The sequence below is a fragment of the Streptomyces capparidis genome, assembly GCF_054782095.1.
Genome location: NZ_BAAGTD010000073.1, coordinates 1 through 23141, shown reverse-complemented (window position 1 = coordinate 23141; position 23141 = coordinate 1). Strand labels below are relative to the sequence as shown.

At 76.4% G+C, this 23141-nt stretch carries 17 protein-coding genes; 6 read left to right on the top strand and 11 right to left on the bottom strand.

Annotated elements, in window-relative coordinates:
- Positions 1-2 precede the first annotated feature (2 nt).
- Positions 3-818 carry an SAM-dependent methyltransferase gene (locus ACYVO2_RS34650; RefSeq protein WP_461012077.1) on the top strand — a complete coding sequence of 272 codons (816 nt, stop codon included), beginning with the start codon at positions 3-5 and terminating at the stop codon, positions 816-818.
- Positions 819-852: 34 nt separating this feature from the next.
- On the opposite strand, the gene ACYVO2_RS34645 is transcribed toward ACYVO2_RS34650, so the two are convergent.
- Both ACYVO2_RS34645 and ACYVO2_RS34640 read right to left on the bottom strand, forming a co-directional pair.
- Positions 853-1059, bottom strand: a complete 207-nt coding sequence (locus tag ACYVO2_RS34645; protein ID WP_461012076.1) for a DUF397 domain-containing protein — start codon at positions 1057-1059, stop codon at positions 853-855.
- A complete protein-coding gene (locus ACYVO2_RS34640; protein ID WP_461012075.1) occupies positions 1056-1877 on the bottom strand; it encodes a helix-turn-helix domain-containing protein in 822 nt (273 codons plus the stop codon). The genes ACYVO2_RS34645 and ACYVO2_RS34640 overlap by 4 nt, the downstream gene beginning before the upstream one ends.
- A gap of 276 nt (positions 1878-2153) precedes the next feature.
- Here ACYVO2_RS34640 and ACYVO2_RS34635 point away from each other — a divergent pair, with 276 nt between their 5' ends.
- On the top strand, positions 2154-4934 hold the full coding sequence (locus ACYVO2_RS34635; protein ID WP_461012074.1) for a glycoside hydrolase family 2 TIM barrel-domain containing protein: 2781 nt from the start codon (positions 2154-2156) through the stop codon (positions 4932-4934).
- 14 nt (positions 4935-4948) lie between these two features.
- Here ACYVO2_RS34635 and ACYVO2_RS34630 read toward each other — a convergent pair whose 3' ends face one another.
- The gene (locus ACYVO2_RS34630; protein WP_461012073.1) at positions 4949-5806 is read right to left on the bottom strand and encodes a phytanoyl-CoA dioxygenase family protein; all 858 of its coding nucleotides are present in this window, start codon (positions 5804-5806) and stop codon (positions 4949-4951) included.
- 176 nt (positions 5807-5982) lie between these two features.
- Here ACYVO2_RS34630 and ACYVO2_RS34625 point away from each other — a divergent pair, with 176 nt between their 5' ends.
- Positions 5983-7812: a copper resistance CopC/CopD family protein gene (locus ACYVO2_RS34625; RefSeq protein WP_461012072.1), complete on the top strand. Its 1830-nt coding sequence runs from the start codon at positions 5983-5985 to the stop codon at positions 7810-7812.
- Between the two features lie 64 nt (positions 7813-7876).
- Here ACYVO2_RS34625 and ACYVO2_RS34620 read toward each other — a convergent pair whose 3' ends face one another.
- Positions 7877-10741, bottom strand: a complete 2865-nt coding sequence (locus ACYVO2_RS34620) for a family 43 glycosylhydrolase (protein WP_461012071.1) — start codon at positions 10739-10741, stop codon at positions 7877-7879.
- A 614-nt stretch (positions 10742-11355) separates the two neighbouring features.
- Positions 11356-12444: an NADH:flavin oxidoreductase gene (locus ACYVO2_RS34615; protein WP_461012081.1), complete on the bottom strand. Its 1089-nt coding sequence runs from the start codon at positions 12442-12444 to the stop codon at positions 11356-11358.
- Positions 12445-12656: 212 nt separating this feature from the next.
- Here ACYVO2_RS34615 and ACYVO2_RS34610 point away from each other — a divergent pair, with 212 nt between their 5' ends.
- Positions 12657-13484, top strand: a complete 828-nt coding sequence (locus ACYVO2_RS34610; RefSeq protein WP_461012070.1) for a TetR/AcrR family transcriptional regulator — start codon at positions 12657-12659, stop codon at positions 13482-13484.
- 15 nt (positions 13485-13499) lie between these two features.
- On the opposite strand, the gene ACYVO2_RS34605 is transcribed toward ACYVO2_RS34610, so the two are convergent.
- Together ACYVO2_RS34605 and ACYVO2_RS34600 are read right to left on the bottom strand one after the other, a co-directional pair.
- Complete coding sequence (locus ACYVO2_RS34605) at positions 13500-15725, bottom strand: PIG-L family deacetylase (protein WP_461012069.1); 2226 nt, start codon at positions 15723-15725, stop codon at positions 13500-13502.
- Between the two features lie 268 nt (positions 15726-15993).
- Positions 15994-17205 carry an MFS transporter gene (locus ACYVO2_RS34600; protein ID WP_461012068.1) on the bottom strand — a complete coding sequence of 404 codons (1212 nt, stop codon included), beginning with the start codon at positions 17203-17205 and terminating at the stop codon, positions 15994-15996.
- 64 nt (positions 17206-17269) lie between these two features.
- Between ACYVO2_RS34600 and ACYVO2_RS34595 the strand changes: the two genes are divergently transcribed.
- Positions 17270-17680, top strand: coding sequence for a MerR family transcriptional regulator (locus ACYVO2_RS34595; RefSeq protein WP_461012067.1), 411 nt, complete (start codon positions 17270-17272; stop codon positions 17678-17680).
- Between the two features lie 7 nt (positions 17681-17687).
- On the opposite strand, the gene ACYVO2_RS34590 is transcribed toward ACYVO2_RS34595, so the two are convergent.
- Positions 17688-18719, bottom strand: coding sequence for a DNA topoisomerase IB (locus ACYVO2_RS34590; RefSeq protein WP_461012066.1), 1032 nt, complete (start codon positions 18717-18719; stop codon positions 17688-17690).
- A 223-nt stretch (positions 18720-18942) separates the two neighbouring features.
- Between ACYVO2_RS34590 and ACYVO2_RS34585 the strand changes: the two genes are divergently transcribed.
- A complete protein-coding gene (locus tag ACYVO2_RS34585) occupies positions 18943-19860 on the top strand; it encodes an amidohydrolase family protein (protein WP_461012065.1) in 918 nt (305 codons plus the stop codon).
- Between the two features lie 25 nt (positions 19861-19885).
- On the opposite strand, the gene ACYVO2_RS34580 is transcribed toward ACYVO2_RS34585, so the two are convergent.
- From ACYVO2_RS34580 to ACYVO2_RS34570, 3 genes are all read right to left on the bottom strand, one after another.
- Complete coding sequence (locus ACYVO2_RS34580; protein WP_461012064.1) at positions 19886-21097, bottom strand: NAD(P)/FAD-dependent oxidoreductase; 1212 nt, start codon at positions 21095-21097, stop codon at positions 19886-19888.
- Positions 21094-22470: an FAD-dependent oxidoreductase gene (locus ACYVO2_RS34575; protein WP_461012063.1), complete on the bottom strand. Its 1377-nt coding sequence runs from the start codon at positions 22468-22470 to the stop codon at positions 21094-21096. The genes ACYVO2_RS34580 and ACYVO2_RS34575 overlap by 4 nt, the downstream gene beginning before the upstream one ends.
- On the bottom strand, positions 22467-23141 hold a 675-nt coding region (locus ACYVO2_RS34570; RefSeq protein ID WP_461012062.1), incomplete at its 5' end, for a molybdopterin oxidoreductase family protein. The genes ACYVO2_RS34575 and ACYVO2_RS34570, both read right to left, overlap by 4 nt.

Sequence of the window (23141 nt, the reverse complement as noted above, 5' to 3'; positions counted from 1 at the left end):
CCGTGTCCGCACCGGACTGGACCCCGACCGACCTGGGCACCGACACCGCCCACCCCGCCCGCGTGTACGACTGCTTCCTCGGCGGCAAGGACCACTTCGCCGTGGACCGCGAGGTGGCGCGGCAGACCCTGGAGGTCATCCCGTACGCCCCCACCATGGCGCGGGAGAACCGCGGCTTCCTGGCGCGGGCCGTCCGCCACCTCGCCGCGGACGCGGGCGTCCGCCAGTTCCTGGACATCGGCACCGGCCTGCCCACCTCGCCCAACGTGCACGAGATCGCCCAGCGGGCCGCGCCGGACTCCCGGGTGGTCTACGTCGACAACGACCCCCTGGTCCTGGTGCACGCCCGCGCCCTGTTCACCAGCACTCCGCAGGGCAGGACCGCCTACATCGACGCCGACCTGCGCGCCCCCGGCACGATCCTGGACGCACCCGAGCTGAGGGACACTCTGGACCTGTCGCGGCCGGTGGCCCTGTCCCTGGTCGCGATCCTGCACTTCGTGCCCGACGAGGACGACGCGCACGGCATCGTGCGGCAGTTGGTCGACGCCCTCCCGTCCGGCAGCTTCCTCGTCCTGTCGCACGCCACCGGCGACCTGGCCGGCGAGCGCATGCGGCGGGCCGTCGGCGTCTACCACCGCTCCGGCATGCACACCCAGCTCCGCTCCCGCGCCGAGGTGGAACGGTTCTTCACCGGCCTCGACCTGGTCGAACCCGGCGTCGCCGTGGCCCACCGCTGGCGCCCCGACGCCGGCACCGACCGGTCCGTCCCCGACGACGAGGTGTCGGTGTACGCGGGCGTGGGACGCAAACCCTGACCGGGCCGGGCCCGGGGAAGGCGCCCGGGGCGGCTCAGCGGGCCGGGAACCCCCCGCGCTTGACCTCCGCGACGAACGCGGCCCACGCGTCGGCGGAGAACAGGAGGGCCGGTCCGCCGGGGTCCTTGCTGTCGCGGACCGGGACCAGACCGGACACGCCGTCGGCGACCTCGACGCACATGCTGTTGTCCTGCGCGCTGTGGCTGCTCTTGCGCCAGCGCGCGCGGGCGAGGTCGGTCATCGGGCGAAGTCCTTCATGATCCTGGCGATCAGGCCGGCCGAGGCCTCGGGTGACAGGGCGGCGGCGCGCAGCAGCTCGTAGGCCCGGTGCGACTCCTCCAGGACCTCCGGTTCGCCGCGCAACTGCCCCTGGGAGAAGCCCTCCAGGTACAGCACGTCCGGCCCCTCCTCGAACCCCATGGTCCAGAACGCCCCCCGCAGCCCGGGGTGGCAGCCCACCCTGGAGGGCAGCACCTGGATCACCGTGCGGGGATCCTCGCCGGCCTCGAGCAGCCGCGCCAACTGCCCGTGCATGACCGCGGGCCCGCCGACGCACCGGCGCAGGGCGCCCTCCTCGACGATCGCCCAGAACCGCGGCCGGTACGCGTCGGCGAAGATGTGCTGCCGGTGCATCCGGGACAGCACCCGCTCCTCCAGGTTGTCCGGGCGCCCCGACCGCAGGACGGCCCGCGCGTAGTCCTCGGTCTGGAGCAGCCCGGGCACGAGGGTGAGCTCGAACGCCTGGATCCTCGCGGCCTGCTGCTCCATGTCCACCCAGGGCCGGAACCACACCGGGAAGGCGTGTCTGATGACGACGGGCCACAGGCGCGAGAAGTACCCGTCGGTGCCCAGCGCCTCGTCGCACCTGGCCGCCAGGTCGTCCGTCGGCACCCGCTTCGCCGACTCGATCTTGCTGAGCAGCGACGGGGCGCACAGCACCTTCCTGGCCAGCGCCGTCTGGGTCAGACCCGCCGCCTCCCGCCGCAGGCGGAGCTCGGCTCCGAAGAACGCCAGCGTGGACGACTTCGGGTCGAACATCCACTCAAGTTCGTTGTCCATGGCCATCGCTCGACCTCCCTCTTGACGCCTGCGGGGTCCCAAGCCCCACTTCCGCCGGAGAGTAGCGCCGCCGCGCGACCCCCGGGACACCGAACGTGACCGACCACCCGTAAGAGTGGGCCCGCCCGCGAGCCCGCCCGCGCCGGCCCGCGGACGGGCGTTGCGCCCGTGGCTCCTGATTCGCGTCCGACCTCTTGTGCCCGGCCGCGCCCGCTCCTACCGTCGAAACGCTTCGACGCCCCGCGGGTCCCAGCCGACTTCCCAAGGAGCCCGTCCATGCGCCTGCACCGCCGCGGCTTTCTCGTGCTCTCAGCGGCCGGAGCCGCCGCCGTGGGGAACGCGCCCGCCGCGAGCGCGGCCGCCCCGCGGCACGACGCCCTCACCCAGCGCCTCTACCTCACCGGCCAGGACGCCGACCACCCCGTCGACTGGGACTTCCTGGTGACGCACGGCCGCCGCGCCGGGGAGTGGGGCACCATCCCCACCCCCTCCAACTGGGAGTTCCACGGCTACGGCACCTACACCTACGGCTGGAACCCGACCCCGGAGGAGAAGGGCCGCTACCGCCACACCTTCACCCCGCCGGCGTCCTGGCGGGGCAGGCGCGTCCTGCTCGTCTTCGAGGGCTCGATGACGGACACCAGGGCGTGGGTGAACGGCCGCCCGGCCGGCCCCGTCCACCAGGGGGGCTTCTACCGCTTCCGGTACGACGTCACCGACCTCCTCGACCTCGGCGCGCCCAACCTCCTCGAGGTCACCGTCAGCAAGGACTCGGCCGACCCCTCGGTCAACCGCGCCGAGCGCGAGGCCGACTACTGGATCTTCGGCGGCATCTACCGCCCCGTCCACCTGGAGGCCGTGCCCGCGGAGCGGATCGACCACCTGGCCGTGGACGCCCGCGCCGACGGCCGCCTCGCCCTGCGGGTCGCCCTGGACGGCGCGGCCACCGCCGACCGCCTCGTCGCCCGCGTCCTGCGGCGCGACGGCCGCCCGCTCGGCGCGCCGTTCACCACCCGGATCGCGCCCGGCGCCACCGCCGCCGCCCTCACCGCCGAGTTCGACCGCCCCGCCCTGTGGACCGCCGAGACCCCCCACCTGCACCAGGTGGAGGTCAGCCTGCGCGCCGGGAGCCGCGAACTGCACCGGGTCCGCGAGACGTTCGGTTTCCGCACGGTCGAGGTCCGGCCCGGCGACGGCGTCTACGTCAACGGCGTCAGGACGGTCTTCAAGGGCGCCTGCCGGCACTCCTTCTGGCCCGACTCCGGGCGCGCCACCGGACCCCGGGTCAGCCGCCTGGACATCGCGCTGATGAAGCGGATGAACATGAACGCCGTCCGGATGTCCCACTACCCGCCGGACACCCACTTCCTCGACCTGTGCGACGAGGCCGGCCTGTACGTCATCGACGAGCTCGCCGGCTGGCAGGGCTCCTACAGCGAGGCCGCGGGGGCGCCGCTGGTCGCCGAGATGGTCGCCCGCGACGTCAACCACCCCTGCGTGCTGTTCTGGGCCAACGGCAACGAGGGCGGCTGGAACACCGCCCTGGACGACGACTACGCGCTCCACGACCCGCAGCGGCGCCCGGTGCTGCACCCCTGGGCCACCTTCGGCGGGATCAACACCGACCACTACGAGAACTACGACAGCACCCGCCGCATCCTCCGCGAGGGCGCGGACGTCTTCATGCCCACCGAGTTCCTGCACGGCCTGTACGACGGCGGCGCGGGCGCCGGACTGAACGACTACTGGAAGCTGATGGGCCGGGAGCGGCTGTCGGCCGGCGGGTTCCTGTGGGCGCTGATCGACGAGGGCGTGGTGCGCGACGACCGCGGCGGGGCGATCGACGTGGCGGGGAACTCTGCGCCGGACGGCATCCTGGGCCCGTACCGGGAGCAGGAGGCCAGCTTCCACACCATCCGGGAGATCTGGTCACCGGTGGAGGCCCTGGACGCGGAGCGGTACGCCGCCGGGCTGCCCGCGGACTTCGACGGGCGGATACGGCTCGCCAACCACCACGGCTTCACCGACACCCGGCGCTGCCGCTTCACCTGGCGCCTGCTCGTCCACACCGAGCGGCCCGGCCGTACCGTCCGCGCCCGGGGCACCGCCGCCGCGCCCGGCATCGCCCCCGGCGCCGAGGGGGAGCTGCGGCTCGACCTGCCGCCGGGGTGGCGCGGCGCGGACACCCTCGCCCTCACCGCCGCCGACCCCTCCGGGCGCGAGCTGATGACGTGGACGTGGCCGATCACCACGGCCGCGGACCACGCCCGGCGCATGGTGCGCACCGGCCCCGGCCCCGCCGTGCGGGCGGCCTCCCGCGACGGCGCCCTGGTCCTCACGGCCGGCGGCACCCGGGTCACCCTCGATCCCGCCACCGGCATGCTGGCCGGCGCCACCGGCACCGCCCTGGCCGGCGGCCCCCGCCCCGCCCACCCCGGGGACGCGACCCTCACCCGGCTCACCCACGGCCCGGAGGGCGACGGCTACGCGGTGACGGCGGAGCTGACCGGCGGCCTGAGCCGGGTGCGGTGGCTGCTGCACCCCAGCGGCTGGCTGCGCCTGGACTACCGGTACGACCTGACCGGCGAGCACCCCTTCTTCGGCGTCACCTTCGACCACCCCGAGTCCGCCGTCACCGGCCTGACCTGGCTCGGCCGCGGCCCGTACGGGGTGTGGCGCAACCGTATGCGGGGCCTGGGCTTCGACGTGTGGAGCAAGCGCCACAACGACACGGCGACGGGCGCGGACGGCTGGCAGTACCCGGAGTTCAAGGGCCACCACGCCGACGTGCGCTGGGCCCGGCTGCACACGACGGCGGGCACGGTGACGATGGTGGCGGGGGAGGACGGCCTGTTCCTGCGCGTGCTCACCCCGCGGTACGGGCCCGACCCCCGGCACACCGCCCCGCCGTTCCCGCCCGGCGACATCTCCTTCCTGGACGCGATCCCCCCGATCGGCACCAAGTTCGACCCGCCGGAGGCGCTGGGCCCCGAGGGGCGGCCCAACCCGGCCCGGGGCACCTACCGGCGGACGGTGTACCTGCGCTTCGAGGAGTGAGGCCCGCCCACGCCCTAGCAGGTGGCGCCCCTGCCCTCCGCGCCGAACACCGCGAGGCGCTCCTCGTCGCCGACCCGGGGCGCGGACGCGGGGGCGTAGTGGAACTGCACGGCGCGGCGCGGGCGGGGGCTGCGGTTGGCGGGGGTGCCGTGGTGCAGCAGGCCGTCGAAGAACAGGGCGCCGCCCGGGGGGAGGGGGACCGTCACGTCGAGGTCGCGGCGCACGTCGGTGTCGCAGATCTGGAAGTCGCGGCGCCTGAAGTGCGGCACCGGCCCGCCCCGGTGCGAGCCGGGGATCACATGCATGCAGCCGTTGTCGGGCCCCGCCTCGTCCAGGGCGATCCACACCCCGACGACCGGTGTGCCCGGCGCGGTGGTGAAGAAGGCGCAGTCCTGGTGCCAGGGCTTCTCCCGGCCGCCGCCCGGCGGTTTGAGCAGCGCCATGTCCTGGATGAGGGCGACGTCCCGCGCCCCGGTGAGCAGTCGCGCGGCGCGCAGGACCGCCGGGGCGAGGGCGGCGGCGCGCAGTCGGGCGTCGGCGCCGGTGAAACCCATCAGCTTGCGCACACGGCGCGCGCCGTCCGGTCCGTCCGGCTCGTGCGGGCGGTCGGCCGCCCGCGCCTCGTACTCGACCAGGGCGCCGCGCGGGTCGCGCAGGACGGCCTCGAGCCCGGCCAGCACCGCCCGCACCTGCTCACCGCGGAACAGGCGCCGCACCGCGAGGAAGCCGTCCCGCCGGTAGCGGGCGACCTGCTCGGCGCCGATGTCCCCGGCGTCGCCGAGCGGTTCCGCGGCGGCGGTGAAGCGGTACAGGTCCGGCGGGTACGCGCCGCCGCCGCTGTCGATCAGGACGGGTGCCGCGTCGTCGGTCATCGGCGTCATCACCTTCCTCGGGGCGCCACCGCCGGGGGCCGGGACGCCACCGCCGGGGGGCCGGACCTTCCGTCACCACGCTAGGGCCCGGACCGGCCCGCGGCCACACGTCCGGTGTTCGCGCGTTTGCGCGAACATCGGTCGCGGCTTCGGTGCCGCCGTTACGATCACCGGCGATGAGGCAACGACTGCGACCGCGCCGCGGCGCCGCGAGGGCCGCGGCGCTGGTCCTCGCCGCCGTGCTGGCGCTGCTGCTCGGCGGGGCCGGGCAGGCGTCCGCCCACTCCAAGCTGGTCTCCACCAGCCCGGCGGCCGACTCGGTGCTCCGGGCCGCGCCGCGGCACGTGACGCTCACCTTCACCGAGGGCATGACGCTGCTCGACGACTCGGTGCGCGTCTTCGCCCCGGACGGCGGGCGGGTCCGGGCCGGGGAGCCGGAGCGGGTGGGCGGGGACCGGGCCACCGCCCGCGTGGACCTGCCGCCGGGGCTCGGGCGGGGCACGTTCACGGTGGCGTGGAAGGTGGTGTCCGCCGACAGCCACCCCGTCTCCGGGGCGTTCGTCTTCTCCGTCGGCGAGGTGTCCGCGACCCGGGCCGAGGTGCCGGGGCAGGAACCCGGCGGGGGAGCGGCGGGAGCGCTGTACGGCGCGGCCCGGTTCCTCGCCTACGCCGGGTTCGCGGTGCTGGTGGGCACGGCCGGGTTCTGGCTGCTGTGCCTGCGCGGCGGGCCGCCGCCGCGGTCGCTGCGGCGGCAGGCGGCCGCCGGGTGCGCGGCGCTGCTCGCGGCCACGGCCGGGCAGTTGCTGCTGCGCGCCCCGTACGAGTCGGGCGACGGGCTCGGCGCCGCCGTGGACCCGTCCGCGCTGGAGCGCACCCTGGGCAGCGGCCCCGGCCAGGCGCTGACGGCCCGGCTGGCGCTGACCGCGCTGGCGGGGGCGTACCTGCTCGCCGCGCGGGCGCTGCCCCGGCGGGCGGCGCTCGGCGCGGGCGCGGTGCTCGCGGCGGCGCTCGCCTGCACCTGGGCGCTGGCCGAGCACGCCTCCACGGGGCCGCAGGTGGCGGTGGCCGTCCCTGCGGACGTGGCGCACCTGCTGGCCGCGGCCACCTGGCTGGGCGGGCTCGCGGCGCTGCTGGTGGTGCTGTTCCGGGAGCCGGGGGACGCCGGGCGGGCGGTGGAGCGGTTCTCCCGGGTGGCCTTCGCCGCGGTGGTGACCCTGGTCGTCACCGGGGTGTACCAGTCCTGGCGGCAGCTCGGTTCGCTCGCGGCGCTGACCGGCACCTCCTACGGCGGGCTGCTGACGGCGAAGCTGTGCGCGGTGGCGGCGCTGCTGGTCGCGGCGTCCTGCTCGCGGCGGTGGGTGGCGGCGCGCCGGTCGGGCGGCCCGGCCGCCGCGGGCGGCGGCGAGGCGCCCGCGGCGGGCGGCGGGGAAGCGGGGGACGGGGGTCCTGCGGGCGGCGGGCCCGCGCCGGGCCGCACCGCGCTGCTCACCCCGGTCCGCACCGGGGGCGCCGCCGCGCCCGGCCGAGCCGCGCTGCGCCGCTCGGTGCTGGCGGAGGCCGCCGTCGCCGTGCTCGTGCTGTCCGTCACCACCGCGCTCACCGGCACCGAGCCGGGCCGCTCCGCACAGCGGGCGGCGGCGGACGCCCCGGCGCTGCCCGCGGCGCCCGGCTCCGCCTACGTGGCCGTCCCGTTCGACACCGGCTCGCCCGCGGGCAAGGGGCAGGTGCTGGTGAACCTGGAGCCGGGCACCACCGGCACCAACGACCTGAACGCGCTCGCCTACGCCGCGGACGGCGGGATCGCCGCCGTCCCGGACATGCGGATCAGGTTCACCCTTCCGGCGCGTGACGTGGGCCCGCTGGAGGTGCCGCTGAAGAACGTCGGCGGCTACTTCACGGCGCGGGACTTCCAACTGCCCATGGCGGGCGTGTGGACGGTGTCCGTGACCGTGCGCACCGGCGACGTCGAACAGGACACCGGCACCGGGCGGATCACCGTGGGGTGAGGCCCGGTGCCGGGGAGCGGATCCCTCCCGGCACCGGGCCTCCGATCGAGGGCCCGCGGGGGCGTCAGGACCGGCCGCGGGGCACCGGCCGCGGGGCCACGCCCTCCAGCGTCGGCGTCACCGGCGCGAGCAGCCCGTCGGCGGAGAAGCGCAGCCGGTCGATGGTGGTCTCCCGGTGCGTGCCGTCGCCGCCGGGGATCGCGAACCGGTGGTAGACGATGTACCACTCGTCGGTGCCGGGGACCCGGAGCACCGAGTTGTGGCCGGTGCCCAGGATGCCCTTGGCCGGGTCCTTCGACAGGATCACGCCGCGGCTGGTGAACGGCCCGAGCGGGCTGGTCGCGGTCGCGTAACCGACCCGGTAGTTCTCGCTGCGGGTGTCGTCGATGGAGTACGTCAGGTGGTAGACGCCCCCGCGCTTCACCGTGAACAGGCCCTCGCGGAAGTCGGCCAGGCCGGTGAGCTGCCGCACCTTCGCCGGGTCGAACGACACCATGTCGTCGTTCAGCGGCGCCACCCACGCCGAGCCGTTGCCCCAGTACAGGTACGCCTGCCCGTCGTCGTCGGTGAACACCGCCGGGTCGATCGCCTGGCCGCGCCCGTCGGGGTTGGCGCTGATCAGCGGCTTGCCCGAGTCCTTGAACGGCCCGGTGGGCGAGTCGGCGACGGCGACCCCGATCTTCGCCTCGGCGCAGTAGTAGAAGTAGTACTTACCGTCGCGTTCGGCGATGGCGGGCGCCCAGGCCCTGGCGTCCGCCCAGGACACGTCGGGGCCGAGGTCGAGGATCACGCCGTGGTCCTTCCAGTGCACCAGGTCCTTGGAGGACCAGGCGTGGAAGGTGGTGCCGCCCCAGCCGGGGAAGCCGTCCGTGGTCGGGTAGATGTAGTAGGTGTCCCCGAACACGGCGATGTTCGGGTCGGCGTTGTACCCGGGCAGCACGGGTGTGCGCATCTGCCTGGCGGTCACGGTCCACTTCCGCTTGGCACCGTCCGCTGAGGTGACGGTGTAGGTGACGGGCTCGCGCAGGTCGACGGGCCTGCCGCTGCGCGGGCTGAGGGTCGCGCCGGGCGCGAGGGAGAACTCCGGGCGCAGCCCCGTCAGCCTGCTGCCGGGCTTCAGCGGCAGGGTGACCGAGGAGCTCGCGGAGTCCACGATCGCCGGGACCTTCAACTGCGGCAGCGTCACCGAGCGGATCGCGGTGGCGTTCGACGGCAGGGCGGCGATCTCGTCGGCGGACAGGGCGCGGTTGTACAGCCGCACGTCCCGCATCTTCCCCTTGAAGTGGCGGTCCGCCGTGTACTGGGAGCGGCCCAGGTGGTTGGCGGTGGTGCGGCCGCCGCCGATGTCGGACGGGGCGATGGTGACGTTGTCGTTCCTGGCCACCTCGGCGCCGTCCAGGTGGAGCCGGGCGGTGCGCCCCTCGACGGTGTACACGACGTTCTTCCACTGGCCGCGCGGCAGGCCGCGGGCGGCGGCCACCTCCTGCTCGGCTGACCAGTTCCCGGTGCTCAGCGCGGCGCGGAAGCCGCTGTCCGCCGACCCTCCGGTGGCGAACAGATAGCCGTTGCCCTGCCCGTTCGCCGCGGTGTTGCCGAAGCCGTAGAGGAAGTAGGGGGTCTGCTGCCCGGGGTCCACCCACACGTCGGCGGAGACCGTGACCGCGTCCACGCCGGAGAGCATGTTGTCCGGCAGCCTCACATGGCCGTCGGTGCCGCCGAACGTCAGCGCGTCACCGGAGAAGGACACGTCGCCGCTCGCGGTGCCGTGGTAGCCGTGCCCGGAGACGTCGGCGGCCGAGCCCTTGAGCGGCCAGTGGCCGACCAGGCCGTTCTCGTCGGCCCGCACCGGCGGCACGCCCCACTTGGCGAGCAGGCGGTCGTACTCGGCCTTGGTGACCGGCAGCACCGTGCCGTGCCGCGGCGAGGCGGGCAGCCGGTAGTCGTCGGACATCGTCCACTTGCCCGAGTCCAGGTCGGTGGTCTCGAACGGCACGTAGCCGCGCCCGCCGAACTCGTCGATGAACAGGTACCACTTGTCCTCGGTGTTGGACTTGAACACCGTCGGGCCCTCGCCGCGGGAGATGCCGGGGGAGGTGTCGGTGCCGCGGCCGATGCAGTCGGCCACGAAGTCCCACTTCCGGGCGAGCAGGTCGGCGGACTTCTCCTGGAGGATGAACTTGCCGCACGGGGACTCGCCGGTGCCGCGCTCGTCCTTGGTGAGGCGGTGGTAGGTGCCGTCGTGCTCGATCACCGTGGAGTCGATCACCGAGTAGCCGGGGTCGTTCCACACCTCGGCCTCGCTGAAGGTGCGGAAGTCCGAGGTGGTGGCGTACATCATGCGGTTGTAGGTGTCGCCGGTGTGCTGCGGGTCGTCCTCCGCGTACAGCTTGGACGCCCAGAACACCACGTACTTCCCGAGGTCCGCGTCCCAGTACGCCTCGGGCGCCCAGGTGTTGCCCGCGGTGGGCGGGGAGACCTGCACCGAGCGCTGCTCCGACCAGTTCACCAGGTCGGTGGACTCCCACACCATGATCGACCGGCTGCCGTGGCGCTGCACCGCGTCCCAGTCCCCGTTGCCGTGCATCTTCAGGTCGGTGGCGATGAGGAAGAACCGGTCGCCCTCGGGGGAGCGGATGACGAACGGGTCGCGCACGCCCTTGTCGCCGAGGACGGAGTTGAGCACCGGCGCGCCGCCGTTGAGCTCCCGCCAGTGCAGCGGGTCGTTGCCGCGGCTGAGCGCGAACCTGACCTGCTCGCCGTCGGCGGTGCCCTCGCCGGTGAAGTACGCGAACAGGTAGCCCGCGTAGGGCTCGTCGGCCGCGCCCGGACGGGCGGTGGCGGGGGAGGAGAGGGCGAGGGTGGTGGTGAGGAGGGCCATCAGGCTGGTGAGGACCGCGAAGAGGCGCGGCGCTGATCTGAGGTGAGGCATGCGTCCGTTTCCTCGGGCCGGGGCCGGTGGGGGTGGGGGGAGTGCGCGGGCGGGAGCGGCCTGCACCGTGCGCTGGCTGGAGTGACGTCAGCGCTGAACGCTAGGCAGCCCGAGTCGGACGGGTCAAGGTGTCGGACGGCAGAAAGTACGAACTGCCGGATGGTGATCGGTATTTCGAACGGAATGGGAGTGGGTGGCGGGTGGGCCCACGAGGGGGTGCGCGGTGTTGGCGCGCCCTGCCGCTTCGTCCAAGTCCTCGTCCGAGGTGCTGGCTAGCATGCGAAATATCGAACGTCTCGCATCGTCAGGGATGCGAGCGGAAACAGGAACGCCCGTGCCGCGCGCGAGATCCGGGCGCCCCGGCCCCGCCGTCGGCTTCCTGCTGAGCGGAACGCTCGTCACCGCCCCGGCCGGCGCCCACGGGTGGCACGGCGAGAAGTGGGGCGGCTTCTCCGGCGGCGAGGTCGCCGATGCGTTCCGGGTGGGTGGCGACCCGGGTGCGGGCGCCGCCCGCCCGTGCGACGCGCACGGGCCCGGCCGGGCGCCCGGTGCCCTCCTCTCCCGGGGCGCCGGGGCCCGGCCGGGCCCTCACCGTGTCCTCGCCGGACCGGCCGTCAGGTCAGGCTGCCCAGCATCGACCTGTCGAACGGCAGCAGCTCGTCGGTGCGGCCGTTCACGATCTTGGTGACCCACTCGGGGTCGCCCAGCAGCGCGCGGCCCACCGCGATCAGGTCGAACTCGTCGCGCTCCATGCGGTCCAGCAGCGCGTCGATGTCCGTCACCCGGCTCTGCTCGCCCTTGAACGTGCGCATGAACTCGGTGTCCAGGCCCACCGAGCCGACGCTGATCGCGGGCCGGCCGGTGAGCTTCTTGGCCCAGCCCGCCAGGTTCAGGTCCGAGCCGGTGAACTCCGGCAGCCAGAAGCGGCGCGTGGAGCAGTGGAAGGCGTCCGCCCCGGCCTCGGCCAGCGTGGTGAGCACGAACTCCAGCTCCTGCGGCGTCTGCGCGATCTTCGCGTCGTAGTCGCCCATCTTCCACTGCGAGGTGCGGAAGATGATCGGGAAGTCCGGCGAGACGGCCCGGCGGCAGGCCGCGACGATCTCGGCGGCGAACCGGGTCCTGGAGGCCGGGTCGCCGCCGTAGGCGTCCTCGCGCCGGTTGGTGCCCGCCCACAGGAACTGGTCGATGAGGTAGCCGTGCGCCCCGTGCAGTTCGATGCCGTCGAAGCCGCGGGCCTCGGCGGCGGCCGCGGCGGCGGCGAAGGCCTCGATCACCGCGTCTATGTCCTCGAGCGTCATCGCCCGACCGGGCTCGGTGCCGGGCATCACCGGGACCCCGGACGGGCCGAGCCTGGGCGCCTGCGGCACCGGCGGGGTGCCCTCGGCGCGGGCCATGCCCACGTGCCAGAGCTGCGGAACGATGCGCCCGCCCGCCTCGTGGACGGCCTCGGCGACCCGCGCCCAGCCCGCGAGCGCGTCCTCGCCGTGGAAGCGGGGCACGCGGTCGCTGGTGCCCGCCGACGGGTGGCCGACATATGTGCCCTCGGTGACGATCAGGCCCACACCGCCGGCCGCGCGCCTGGCGTAGTACCGCGCCACGTCCTCACCGGGCACGCCGCCCGGGGAGAACTCACGGGTCATGGGGGCCATCACCACCCGGTTGGGCAGGGTGACCGGGCCCAACTGGAACGGCCGGAGCAGCATCTGCGACGCGCGGGCGGCGGAGCCGCCGGACACGGTGGGGGCGCCGGAGGCGGCGGGGGCCGCCTGGGTGTTCGAGGTCAAGACATCCACCTTCGGTTGGGGGAGACTGTACGTCGTACATGCGCGTGTACAACGTACACCTACGGCTGTGTACAACGTACACCCCTGATACGCTGTACACGAAAGGCGTCCGCCGGAAGGAGCCCGCTCCCGTGCCCGCGCGAGACCAGCAGGACACCCAGGACCAGCAGGACACCAACGACCGGCAGGCGGCCGAGGACCGGCAGCCGGCGGGAGAGCGGCGGGGAGCCGGAGAGCGGCAGGGCAGGAGCGCGCCCGCGGACCGGCCCTACCTGTGGGAGCGGCTGGAGTCGCCCGCGCCCGCGCCCCGGGCCGCGCTCACCCCGCGGCGGATCGCCGCGGCCGCGGTCGCCGTCGCCGACGCCGAGGGGCTCGACGCCGTCACCATGCGCCGCCTGGCCACCGAACTGGGCGTCGCCCCCATGGCCGCCTACCGCTACGTGTCCGGCAAGGAAGAGCTGCTGGAGCTCATGGCCGACTTCGTCCACGGCGAGCTGCCCCTGCCGGAGGACACCGCGGGCTGGCGCGAGGCCATGCACGCGCTCGCCGTGCGCACCCGGGCGGTCTACCTGGAGCACCCCTGGCTGGCCGGGGTGGCGGTGTGCCCGCCCACGCCGAACCAGTTGGCCGTCACCGAGTGGGCCCTGGCCGCGCTGGACGGCCTCGGCCTGGGCTCCGACGCGATGACGGCGGTGGTGCGCACCGTGCACGCCTATGTGCGCGGCGCCGTGCAGGAGGAGATCGGCCTGGTGCGGCTGATGCGCGAGCGCGGCTGGTCCTGCGGGGAGGAGACCAGGACGGGCCTCGCGCCGCGCATGACGTGGCTGCTGAACACCGGCCGCTACCCCGTCTACCACCGCCACCTCCGGCAGGCCACCCGCACCGTGGACGCGCGCTGGCAGTTCGAGACCGGCCTGGACTGCGTCCTCGACGGGGTCGCCGCCCGCATGGGCATCTGAGCCGCCCGGCCGCCCTCAGCGGGCCGCGGCCCGCTCCCCGGCGGTGGCCGCCGCGCGCTCCCGCGCACCCCCGCGGGACGGCGGGGCCACCGCGGGCTCCCACGGGACCGGCGCGGCGCCCCGGCCCGTGGTGCGCGTCCAGTACAGGCGGCCGTCCAGGCCCAGCACGGCGAGCGCGGTGCCGCCCGACGGCAGCGCGGTGCCCGAGGGGGCGCCCGAGGCCAGGAACCCCGTGCGGCTCCACCGCGGCCGGCCCCGCCCGGCGCCCGCCCAGGCCGTCCCCACGTCCCCGGTGGAGGACCGCGCGGCCAGCAGCACCCGGCCCCCCGCGGCGGCGGTCGCGCTCACCGGGCCGTGGCCCGCCACCCCGCCCAGGTCGGCGACCCGCACCCGGGCGGGGCCGGCGCCGCGCCGCCCCGGGGGCGCGAGGTCCTCGGCGGTGAGCCGGGCGGTGAGCACGTTCCCGGACCGGGGCCTGCGGAAGTACACCCGCACCCCGTCGCCGTCGGGGCACGCCGACAGCGCGGGCGTGGTGGGCGGCAGCCCGGTGGGCAGCGGGCCGCGCACCGGGCCGCCGTCCCGGTCCTGCACCCAGGCCAGCACGGTGTGCGGCGTGGCGGCCAGCACATAGCCGCGGCCCCGCTCGTCGGTGCAGGCCACCGGGTCGCCGTGCAGGTTCCGGCCGCCCGCGCTCCGCCACGGCGTCCACCGGCCGTCCGCGCGCAGGCGCCGCGCCACCAGCCGTCTGCGGCTGTCCCGCAGGAACACCGTCATCGTGCCGTCCGCGTGCACCGACACCGCGGGGGCGCTGATGTCGGAGGTGCCGGAGGCGTCGTCGGCCTCGGGGGTGCCGAGCGACCGCCACGGGCCGAAGGCCCCGGCGGAGTCCTGCACCGTGCAGCCGGCCTCCCGCAGATAGCCGCCGGGCCGGTCGCCGAACAGGGTGCGGGTGCCGAACACGGCGAGCCGCCCGTCGGGCAGCGCCACCGGGCGGATCCCGGCGTCCACCCCGGTCTCCGGCAGCAGCAGCGGGCCGCGCCAGCGGGCGTCCGCGCCGCCGCCCGGGCGGTGCCAGTGGGCGATCCGGCCGCTGAGCACGGCGAACGCCCACAGCCCGCCGTCCCCGCCGGTGCGCAGCCACGAGGTGCCGGCGTCGCCCGTGTGGTGGATGCTGTGCGCCCAGTTGGGCCGGGGGTTGGCGGCCACCTTGCGGTCGCCGCAGCCCGCGGGGTCCCGGCAGGCGTCGGCGTCCACCCACCCGTAGGTCTCCACGGAGCGAGCCTTGGAGGCGCCCGAGGCCGGGTCGAGGGACGGTGGCAGCGCGCTGGTGCCGTAGCCGAGGTACCCCTGGACGGTGAAGTGCGGGCCCCGGCCGGTCGCGGCGTACCTGGCCAGGGCCTCCTGGACGAACCGGGCGCCGTGGAAGTGGTCCTGGTGGTCGGCGTACCCCCCGTCGCGGCCGTGGCGGCCCGGGGTGGGGTCCTGGATGCGCACCTGGGTCGGCCGGAAGTGCTCCAGGTGGCCGACGAGGGTGTCGATCAACTGCTCCCTGGTGTACGCGAAGTCGCGGGTGGCGGTGCCGCCGTGGGCGAGCTGGGAGGTCAGGGCCGGGGTGCGGCCGTGCCACAGGCCGCACAGGCTCTCCGGGCGGTCCTTCTTCACGCTGCCCGACTCGCGCAGCAGCGTCCACACCAGGCGGATGTGCGGGTGGCCTTCCAGGGTGTCAAGCTCGGCCAGGCCGCCGCCCGCCGTGGCGATCACCAGCCGCCGCCAGGGCGTGGCCGGGTCGCCGGTGACCATCTCGGCGTAGGCGGCGCGGATGCCGTTCTGCCGGGCCTTGGCGTACTTGGCCTTGTCCCGGGGCGGGCGGAAGAACAGCAGGCGCCTGGCGCCCTTGGGCGCGTTGCGGCCGTTGGCCTCGCCGGAGGTGAGGTAGACGGTGGTCAGCGGGCGGCCCGAGCGCAGCGACTGGCCGACCTCGGGGTTGATGAAGAACAGGTCGTCGTCGGGGTGGGCGACGACCTGGAGCACCGACTCCTCCGTGCGCACCGCGCGCCCGGCGGCGGCCCACGACCCCGTGGGCGCGGCCGTGGCGCGGTCCGGCGGCAGGTGCGGCCGCCGCGCCGGGCTGTCCCGTCCCCAGCCCGTAGCCGCCTCGAGGGGGACCAGGGCGCACAGCACCGCCGCGGTGAGCACACCGCGGCGGGACGGCTGCGCGGGGACGCGCGTGGCTGGGGACATGGGCGGTGTGCTTTCTGGGACGGCTGGCGCTGACCGAGCGGCCGCGCCGCCCGACCGGCCAAGATCACTCGGCCGCAGGGAAAGATGGGGAAGGGGCGGGCGAGGTTGCCTCCCCGTGAGACAGAACACAGCGGGAGCGGCCCGGCGGGCAGGGCGCCGCGGAGGTATCGGGCAGGCGCACGGACGCCCGCCCCGGCGGCGCCCCGGAGCGGGCGCGGACGGAGCGGGCGTGTGGAGGGGCGCGGGAGCGGGCGGGGCGCCGCCCGCGTCACCGCCCGGGCGCCCCCCGCCGCGCGGGGAAGCCGTGCACCCGGGCGGCGAGCACCACCGCGAGCACCGGCGCGAGGAGCGGCAGCACGCTCCACGGCAGCGCCCCGGTGCCCAGCCCGCCGAGCAGGACGCCGCCGAGCACCCCGCCGCCCGCCATGGCCGCGTTCCACAGCGTGACCAGCGCCGCCTGCGCGGCGTCGGCCGCCTCGCCCGCCGCGTCGGCCGCCGCCGTCTGGAGCAGCGTCGGCGCGCCGCCCCAGCCCAGGCCCCACAGCGCCGCGGCGGCGTACACCGCGGGGGCGCCGCCGGACCCGGCGGCCAGGACGGTGGCCGCCGTGGCGAACAGCAGCACGGACACGACGGTCAGGGCGCGCAGCGCCCGGTCCACCCAGGCGCCCACCCCCCACACGCTCAGCAGCGACGCCGCGCCGAAGACCAGCAGCACCAGATCGGTGGAGCCGCCCATGCCCAGGTCGTCCAGGAACGCCGCGACATAGGTGTACAGCACGGTGTGTGCCAGCACGAACACGAAGGTGACGGTGAGCACCGGCGCCACGCCGGGCGCGGCCAGGGCGCGCGGGCGGTCGGCGCCCCGGTCCCGCCGCTGCCCCGGCACGTCGGGGACGGCCGCGGCGATCCACCAGATCAGCGCCACGGCGAGCACGGTCATCAGGCCGAACGCCGTCCGCCAGCCCAGCGTGTCGCCGAGGAACGTCCCCGCGGGCACGCCCAGGGACAGCGCGACCGGGATGCCCGTCATGGTGACCGCGACCGCCCTGCCCTGGAGGTGGGCGGGCGCCAGGCGGCGGGCGTACCCGGCGAGCAGCGCCCAGGCGAGCCCGGCCGCCACCCCGGCGAGGAACCGGGCCGCCATGGTCAGCGGGTAGCTGCCGGAGACGGCGGTGACGGTGTTGGCGGCGGCGAAGGCGGCCATCGCCGCCAGCAGCAGCCGCCTGCGGCGCACCCCGGCCGTGGCCGAGGACAGCGGGATCGCGGTGAGCGCGGTGCCGACGGCGTAGACGGTCACCGACTGCCCCATGGCGGACTCGCCGACGCCCAGGTCGGCGCTCATCGCGGGCAGCACGCCCGCGGGCAGGGTCTCGGTCAGACTGGTGATGAACACGGCCGTGGCCAGCGCGAGCAGCGCGGGCAGGGGGAGCCTGCCGCGCGTCGCGCCGGGGACGGCCCGCGGTGCGGTGTCGGTACGCATGCCGCGTATGCTCAAAGCCTCACATTGATGTGATGGTCAAGCCGGGATCCGTGAGGTGGCGCACATGCGCATCGGGGAGCTGTCGGAGCGCACCGGGACGTCGCGCAGGCTGCTGCGCTACTACGAGGAGCAGGGCCTCATCGCCCCCGCCCGCTGCGCGAACGGCTACCGGTACTACGACGAGCGCATGGTGGACCGGGTGCTCCAGATCAGGGGCCTGCTCGACGCCGGGCTGCCCACCCGCATCATCAAGCAGATCCTGCCGTGCCTGGACCGGCCCCGCGTCATCCACTTCCCCGACGCGACCCCTCAGATGCTGGCCACGCTGGAGGGGGAGCTGTCCCGCATGGACCGCCGCATCGCGTGCCTGGCCCGCAACCGGGCCGCCATCGCCGAGTACCTGGCGGAGGTGCGCGCCAAGGCGGCCCGGGGCGCGGACGCCTCCCGGGCCCCGGCCCGCGCCGACACCCCCTGACCGGCCCTCACTCCCGCGGCGCCCGGCCCGTGCGCAGCATCCGCAGCACCGCCCGCTCCACCGCGCCCTGAGTGGCGGGCACCCCGAACGCGGCCTCCTCGCCGAGGCGGTCCAGCGCCGGGGCGACGGTGACGCCCTCCTCGTACAGCTCGACCACCCGCGGATTGATGTACGAGGCGCGGCAGACCGCCGGGGTGTTGCCGAGGTAGTCGGCGACCTCGCGGGCCGCCCTGGCCACGGCGCGGCGGCGGGCGGCCAGGGTGGGGCGCGCCCGCTCGGAGACGGCCAGGGCCACGGCGGCCAGCACGGTGGCGTGCCAGGTGCGGAAGTCCTTGGCGGTGATGTCCACCCCGCCGAGCTCCCGCAGATACGCGTTGAGGTCCTCGCCGGTGACGTCGTGCCAGGCCCGCCCCTCCCAGTGGGCCAGCAGCCGGTCGCCGCCGCCGCGGCGGCGCAGCAGCGCGGTGACCGCCCGGCAGGTGGCCGGGTCGGCGACGGCCTGCACGAGCTGCCTGCCGTGCTTGGCCGGGTAGTCGAAGGTGACCTGCCCGCGCACGCAGCGGGCGTGCCCGCGCAGCAGGGTGGTCAGGCCGTAGGTGCTGTTGCGGTCGGCGTAGCGCTCACTGCCGATGCGGAAGAACCCGAGGTCGAGCAGGCGCACCGCGGTGGCCAGCACCCGCTCCCTGACCAGGCCGCGCAGCGACAGGTGCGCCTCGGCCGCCTCCCGGACGCGGGGCAGCGCCTCGGCCACGTCCAGCACGTGCTCGTGCTTGCTCTGCTCCTGCTGGGCGCGGAACAGCGGGTGGTACAGGTACTGGCGGCGGCCCGCCGAGTCCGTGCCGACGGCCTGGAGGTGCCCGCCCGGGTGCGCGCAGATCCACACGTCCGCCCAGGCCGGGGGGATGACCAGCGCCTTGATCCGGGCGATCTCGCCCGGGTCGCGCAGCGGGGCGCCGGAGGCGTCCAGGTAGTGGAAACCCCGGCCGCACCGCCTCCGCGTGTACCCGGAGTCCCCGGGCCTGCTGTGCCGCAACCGCATCCCCGCCTCTTTCCCGCCCCGGACCGGGGTACACCGGAGGGCGGCCCGGCCCCGCGCTGTCCTTGCGCGGGTCCGGGGGCGGCGGTGGAATGGGTGCCGTTCCTGGACACGCCGTCGGACACCGGGGGACCGTGGGGGCAGTGAGGCAGTGAGGCAGTGAGCGCAGTGAGGCAGTGGGCGCGGTGAGGGCGGCGCGGGCCGCGTCCGGTCCACCCGGCGTCCGGTGGCGCGCCCCGTGACGGCGGCGGAGGCCGGGGACGGGCCGGCCGGGGACGACGCGGCCCGGGTGGCGGCGTTCCGGCGCCGGACCGGGCTGCCGCACCTGGTGGACGTGCACACGCACTTCATGCCGCCGCGTCTGATGGCCGCGGTGTGGGCGTACTTCGACGCGGCCGGGCCGCTGGTCGCCCGCCCCTGGCCGATCGCCTACCGCACGGACGAGCGGCGCCGCCTGGCGGTGCTGCGCGGCTTCGGGGTGCGGGCGTTCACCGCGATGCTGTACCCGCACAAGCCCGGCATGGCGCGGTCCCTGAACGACTGGGCCGCCGACTTCGCCGCCCGCACCCCCGGCTGCCTGCACACGGCGACCTTCCACGCCGAGCCGAGCGCCCCCGGCGACGTCCGGCGGGCCCTGGAGCAGGGCGCGCGGGTCTTCAAGTGCCACCTCCAGGTGGGCGGCTTCGACCCCAACGACCCGCTGCTCGACGACGCCTGGAGCCTGCTCGCCGACAGCGGGGTGCCGGTGGTCACCCACTGCGGCTCGGGCCCGGTGCCCGGCGCGCACACCGGGCCCGGCCCGATCGCCCGGCTCCTGGCCCGCCACCCGCGGCTGCGCCTGGTCGTCGCCCATCTGGGCCTGCCGGAGTACACCGAATTCCTGGACCTGGCGGAGCGCCACGAGCGGGTCATGCTCGACACCACGATGGTCTTCACCGACTTCGCCGAGGCCATGGCCCCGTTCCCCCGCGCCGCCCTGCCCCGCCTGGCCGCCCTGGGCGACCGCGTCCTGCTGGGCACGGACTTCCCCAACATCCCCTACCCGTACGCCGAGGCCCTGGAGGGCCTGGAGCGCACGGGGCTGGGCACCGGCTGGCTGCGCGCGGTCTGCCACGACAACGCGGCGCGGCTGTTCGGCCTGTGACCGCGGGCGGGCCCCGCCCGCGCCCTCACTCCAGCAGCCGCTCCACCGGCGCGGTCAGCTCCCGCCCGATCAGCGGGCGCAGCCGGGGCAGCGCCGCGGCGTGGCCGACCAGCACCGCGCCCAGCAGGGTGCGGGCGTCGGGGGACAGCAGCAGCCTGGCGTAGCGGGAGCCCTCCGCCCGGCTGAACTCGACGGTGCCCGGGACGCGGGGGTGCGGGTCGCCGAGCGCGGCGACGTGCGGGGCGGGCACCTTCAGGACGGTGACGGTGTCCGCGGCGCCGGCGGCGGGCGGGGCCGGCTCGCCGAGAAGCTGCGCGGCGACCGACTCGGCCATGCGGTAGCCGGGGGCCACCGTGCCGGGGCAGCGCCCGCCGAGGGCGGCGCAGTCGCCGACGGCCCACACCCGGGGGTCGGGGGTGCGGCAGAGGTCGTCCACCAGGAAGCCGCCGCGCTCGCCCCGGGGCAGCCCGGCGGCCTCGGCCAGGTCGTCCCTGGGGCGCACCCCGGCGGAGAGCACCACCAGGCCCGCCGGGACGCGGGTGCCGTCGGCCAGCGTCACCCCGTCCACCCGGCCGTCCGGCCCCGCGTCGACGGAGCGCAGCGGCACCCCGCAGTGCAGGCGCAGCCCGGCGCGGCGCAGCCGGGCGGCGAGCAGCCGGGCGGCGGGGGCGTCGAGCTGGGCGGGCATCAGGCGCGGCGCCGCCTCCACCACGTGCGGGCGCATGCCGAGGCGGCGGCGCAGCGCGTCGGCCGTCTCCAGGCCGAGCAGGCCGCCGCCGACCACCACGACCGGCGCGCCGGGCTCGGCGGCGGCGCGGATCGCGTCGGCGTCGGCGAGGGTGCGGAACGGGACACAGCCGGGCAGCCCGGTGCCGGGCACGGGCGGGCGGAACGGCACCGCCCCGGTGGCCAGCACCAGCGCGTCGTAGGGCAGCGGGCCGCCGTCGGCGGTGCGGACGGTGCGCGCGGCCGGGTCCACCGCGGTCACCCGCGCGCGGGTGCGCACCTCCACCAGCGGGTCGGGGCCGTGCCCGGGCAGGGCCAGGTCCCGGGCGGGGGCTCCGGCCAGCCGGTCGGCGAGCGCGATCCGGTCGTAGGCGGGGTGCGGCTCCTCGCCGAGGACCAGCACCCGCCACCGGCCGTGCCGGTCGCGGGAGCGCAGCGCGGTGACGAGCCGGTGGGCGGCCATGCCGTGGCCGACGACCACCAGTCGGCGCGGGGGCGGAACGGGAGTCATGGGCGGGGGTCCGCTCCTTCCTCGGCCGGCCGCGCGGCGGCCAGGCGGGCGCACAGGTCGCGCAGGGCGTCCGCGCAGGTGCCGCAGCCCGTGGTGGCGCGGGTGGCGGCGGCCAGGGCGCGCGGGGTGCGGGCGCCGCCCCGCCAGGCGCCGGCCAGGGCGTCCTCGGTGACGCCGTTGCAGTGGCACAGCACCGCGTCGCCCGGCGGCAACGCGGCGTAGGTCCGCGCCTCGCCGAGCAGCAGCGCCAGGCGGTCGCCGGGCAGCGGGCGGCCCGCGTCGTGGAGCTGGGTGAGCGCGGCCAGCGCCCGCGGCAGGCCCACCACCACGGCGTGCGCCAGGTGCCCCGCCGCGTCCACGGACAGCCGCGCGTACCGGCCGCGCTCCGGGTCGTGGAAGGCCACCACCTCGTGCCCGCGCGCCCGGCGCGGGCCGAGCACGCCGAGCGCGAGCCCGGGCAGGCGCGGCCGGAGCACCGCCCGCTGCGGCGGCGCGGCCGCCCGCCCGGTCAGCAGGCGGGCCAGGGCCTCGGCCTGTTCCCAGCCCGCGCCGAGCGGCCGCGGGCCAGGACCGGCGGGCTCGGCGCAGCCCCCGACGGCCCTGATCCGCGGGTCTTCGGTGCACAGTCGCTCGTCCACCACCACCCCGGTGCGCACCGCGAGGCCCGCCGCCCGGGCCAGCCCGGTGCGGGGCCTGACCCCGGTGCAGCACACCAGCGCGTCCCAGGGCAGCACCCTGCCGTCGTCGAGCACCAGCTTGCCCTGCTCCGCGCGCACCGCGCGGCGGCCGCACTCCACCCGGACGCCGAGCCCGGCCAGGTGCCCGGCCAGCAGCCCGCCCGCGGTGGCGTCGAGCAGCCGGTGCATCGGGTGCGGCCCGCGGTGCACCAGCGTCACCTCGCGGCCCGCCCGCCGCAGCGCCGCCGCGGCCTCCACGCCCAGCGGCCCGCCGCCCAGGACCACGGCCTGCTCCCCGCCGGCCGCGGCGCAGTCGGCCGGGGAGCGCAGCCCGGTGACCCCGGGCGCCCTCAGCCCGGGCAGCCGGGGCAGCTTCGGCCGGGCGCCGGTGGCCAGCACCAGCGTGTCGTACCGGTGCTCGCCCGCCGTGGTCCGCACCCGCCGCCGCGCCCGGTCCACGCCGGTCACCGCGACGCCCCGCTCGTGCCGCACCCCGGCGGGCAGCGGCGGCAGCTCCGCGGCGTCCGGGGGCAGGCTGCCGTCCAGCACCGAGGGGAGCAGCGCCCGCTGGTGGGCGGGGCCGGGCCCGGCGTCCAGCACGGTGACGGCGCCGTCGTGCCCGTGGTGGCGCAGTTGCTCCGCCAGGCGGTGCCCGGCCGGGCCGCCGCCGACTATCACCACGTCGCCGCCGCTCACGGCTGCCCGTCCTCCTCCGGCGCGGCCGGGGTGACGCGGACCGCGCTCACCTTGAACTCCGGCATCCGGCTGCGCGGGTCGAGCGCGGCGCCGGTGAGCAGGTTGGCCCGGCCGTCGTCCGCGTAGTGGAACGGCAGGAACACGGTGTCCGTCCGCAGGGTGGGCACCAGCCTGACCCGCGCCGCGGTCCGGCCGCGCGCCGAGGACACCCACGCCAGGTCGCCCTCGCCGACGCCGGCGCGGGCCGCGGTGTCCGGGTGGATCTCCACCACCGCCTCCGGCGCGGCCCGCAGCAGCTCGGGCACCCGGCGGGTCTGGCTGCCCGACTGGTAGTGCCCGGCCAGCCGCCCGGTGGTCGCCCACAGCGGGTGGCGCTCGCCGGTGGTCTCGGCGGGTTCCCGGTGGTCCACCTCCTGGAACCGGGCCCGCCCGTCGGGGTGGGCGAAGCCGTCGAGGAACATGCGGGGCGTGCCCGGGTGCGGCGGCCCGCCCCGGGTGGCCGGGCAGGGCCAGTGCAGGGCCTGGCCGGCGTCGAGCCGCTCCCAGGTGATGCCGGAGTAGTCGGCCTTCCCGCCGCGGGAGGCGGCGCGCAGTTCGTCGTAGACCGCTCGGGGGTCGCTGGGGAAGCGGTGCGGGGGCTGGCCGAGCCGTACGGCCAGCTCGTGCAGGAC

Excerpts from the sequence above, each read along its gene's own strand:
- ACYVO2_RS34630 (WP_461012073.1), bottom strand. The coding sequence starts at position 5,806 with ATGACCGACGACGCGGCACCCGTCCTGATCGACAGCGGCGGCGGCGCG.
- ACYVO2_RS34625 (WP_461012072.1), top strand. The coding sequence starts at position 5,983 with ATGAGGCAACGACTGCGACCGCGCCGCGGCGCCGCGAGGGCCGCGGCG.
- ACYVO2_RS34600 (WP_461012068.1), bottom strand. The coding sequence starts at position 17,205 with ATGCGTACCGACACCGCACCGCGGGCCGTCCCCGGCGCGACGCGCGGC.
- ACYVO2_RS34590 (WP_461012066.1), bottom strand. The coding sequence starts at position 18,719 with ATGCGGTTGCGGCACAGCAGGCCCGGGGACTCCGGGTACACGCGGAGG.
- ACYVO2_RS34640 (WP_461012075.1), bottom strand. The coding sequence starts at position 1,877 with ATGGACAACGAACTTGAGTGGATGTTCGACCCGAAGTCGTCCACGCTG.
- ACYVO2_RS34605 (WP_461012069.1), bottom strand. The coding sequence starts at position 15,725 with ATGTCCCCAGCCACGCGCGTCCCCGCGCAGCCGTCCCGCCGCGGTGTG.
- ACYVO2_RS34635 (WP_461012074.1), top strand. The coding sequence starts at position 2,154 with ATGCGCCTGCACCGCCGCGGCTTTCTCGTGCTCTCAGCGGCCGGAGCC.
- ACYVO2_RS34620 (WP_461012071.1), bottom strand. The coding sequence starts at position 10,741 with ATGCCTCACCTCAGATCAGCGCCGCGCCTCTTCGCGGTCCTCACCAGC.
- ACYVO2_RS34645 (WP_461012076.1), bottom strand. The coding sequence starts at position 1,059 with ATGACCGACCTCGCCCGCGCGCGCTGGCGCAAGAGCAGCCACAGCGCG.
- ACYVO2_RS34615 (WP_461012081.1), bottom strand. The coding sequence starts at position 12,444 with ATGCTGCTCCGGCCGTTCCAGTTGGGCCCGGTCACCCTGCCCAACCGG.
- ACYVO2_RS34595 (WP_461012067.1), top strand. The coding sequence starts at position 17,270 with ATGCGCATCGGGGAGCTGTCGGAGCGCACCGGGACGTCGCGCAGGCTG.
- ACYVO2_RS34580 (WP_461012064.1), bottom strand. The coding sequence starts at position 21,097 with ATGACTCCCGTTCCGCCCCCGCGCCGACTGGTGGTCGTCGGCCACGGC.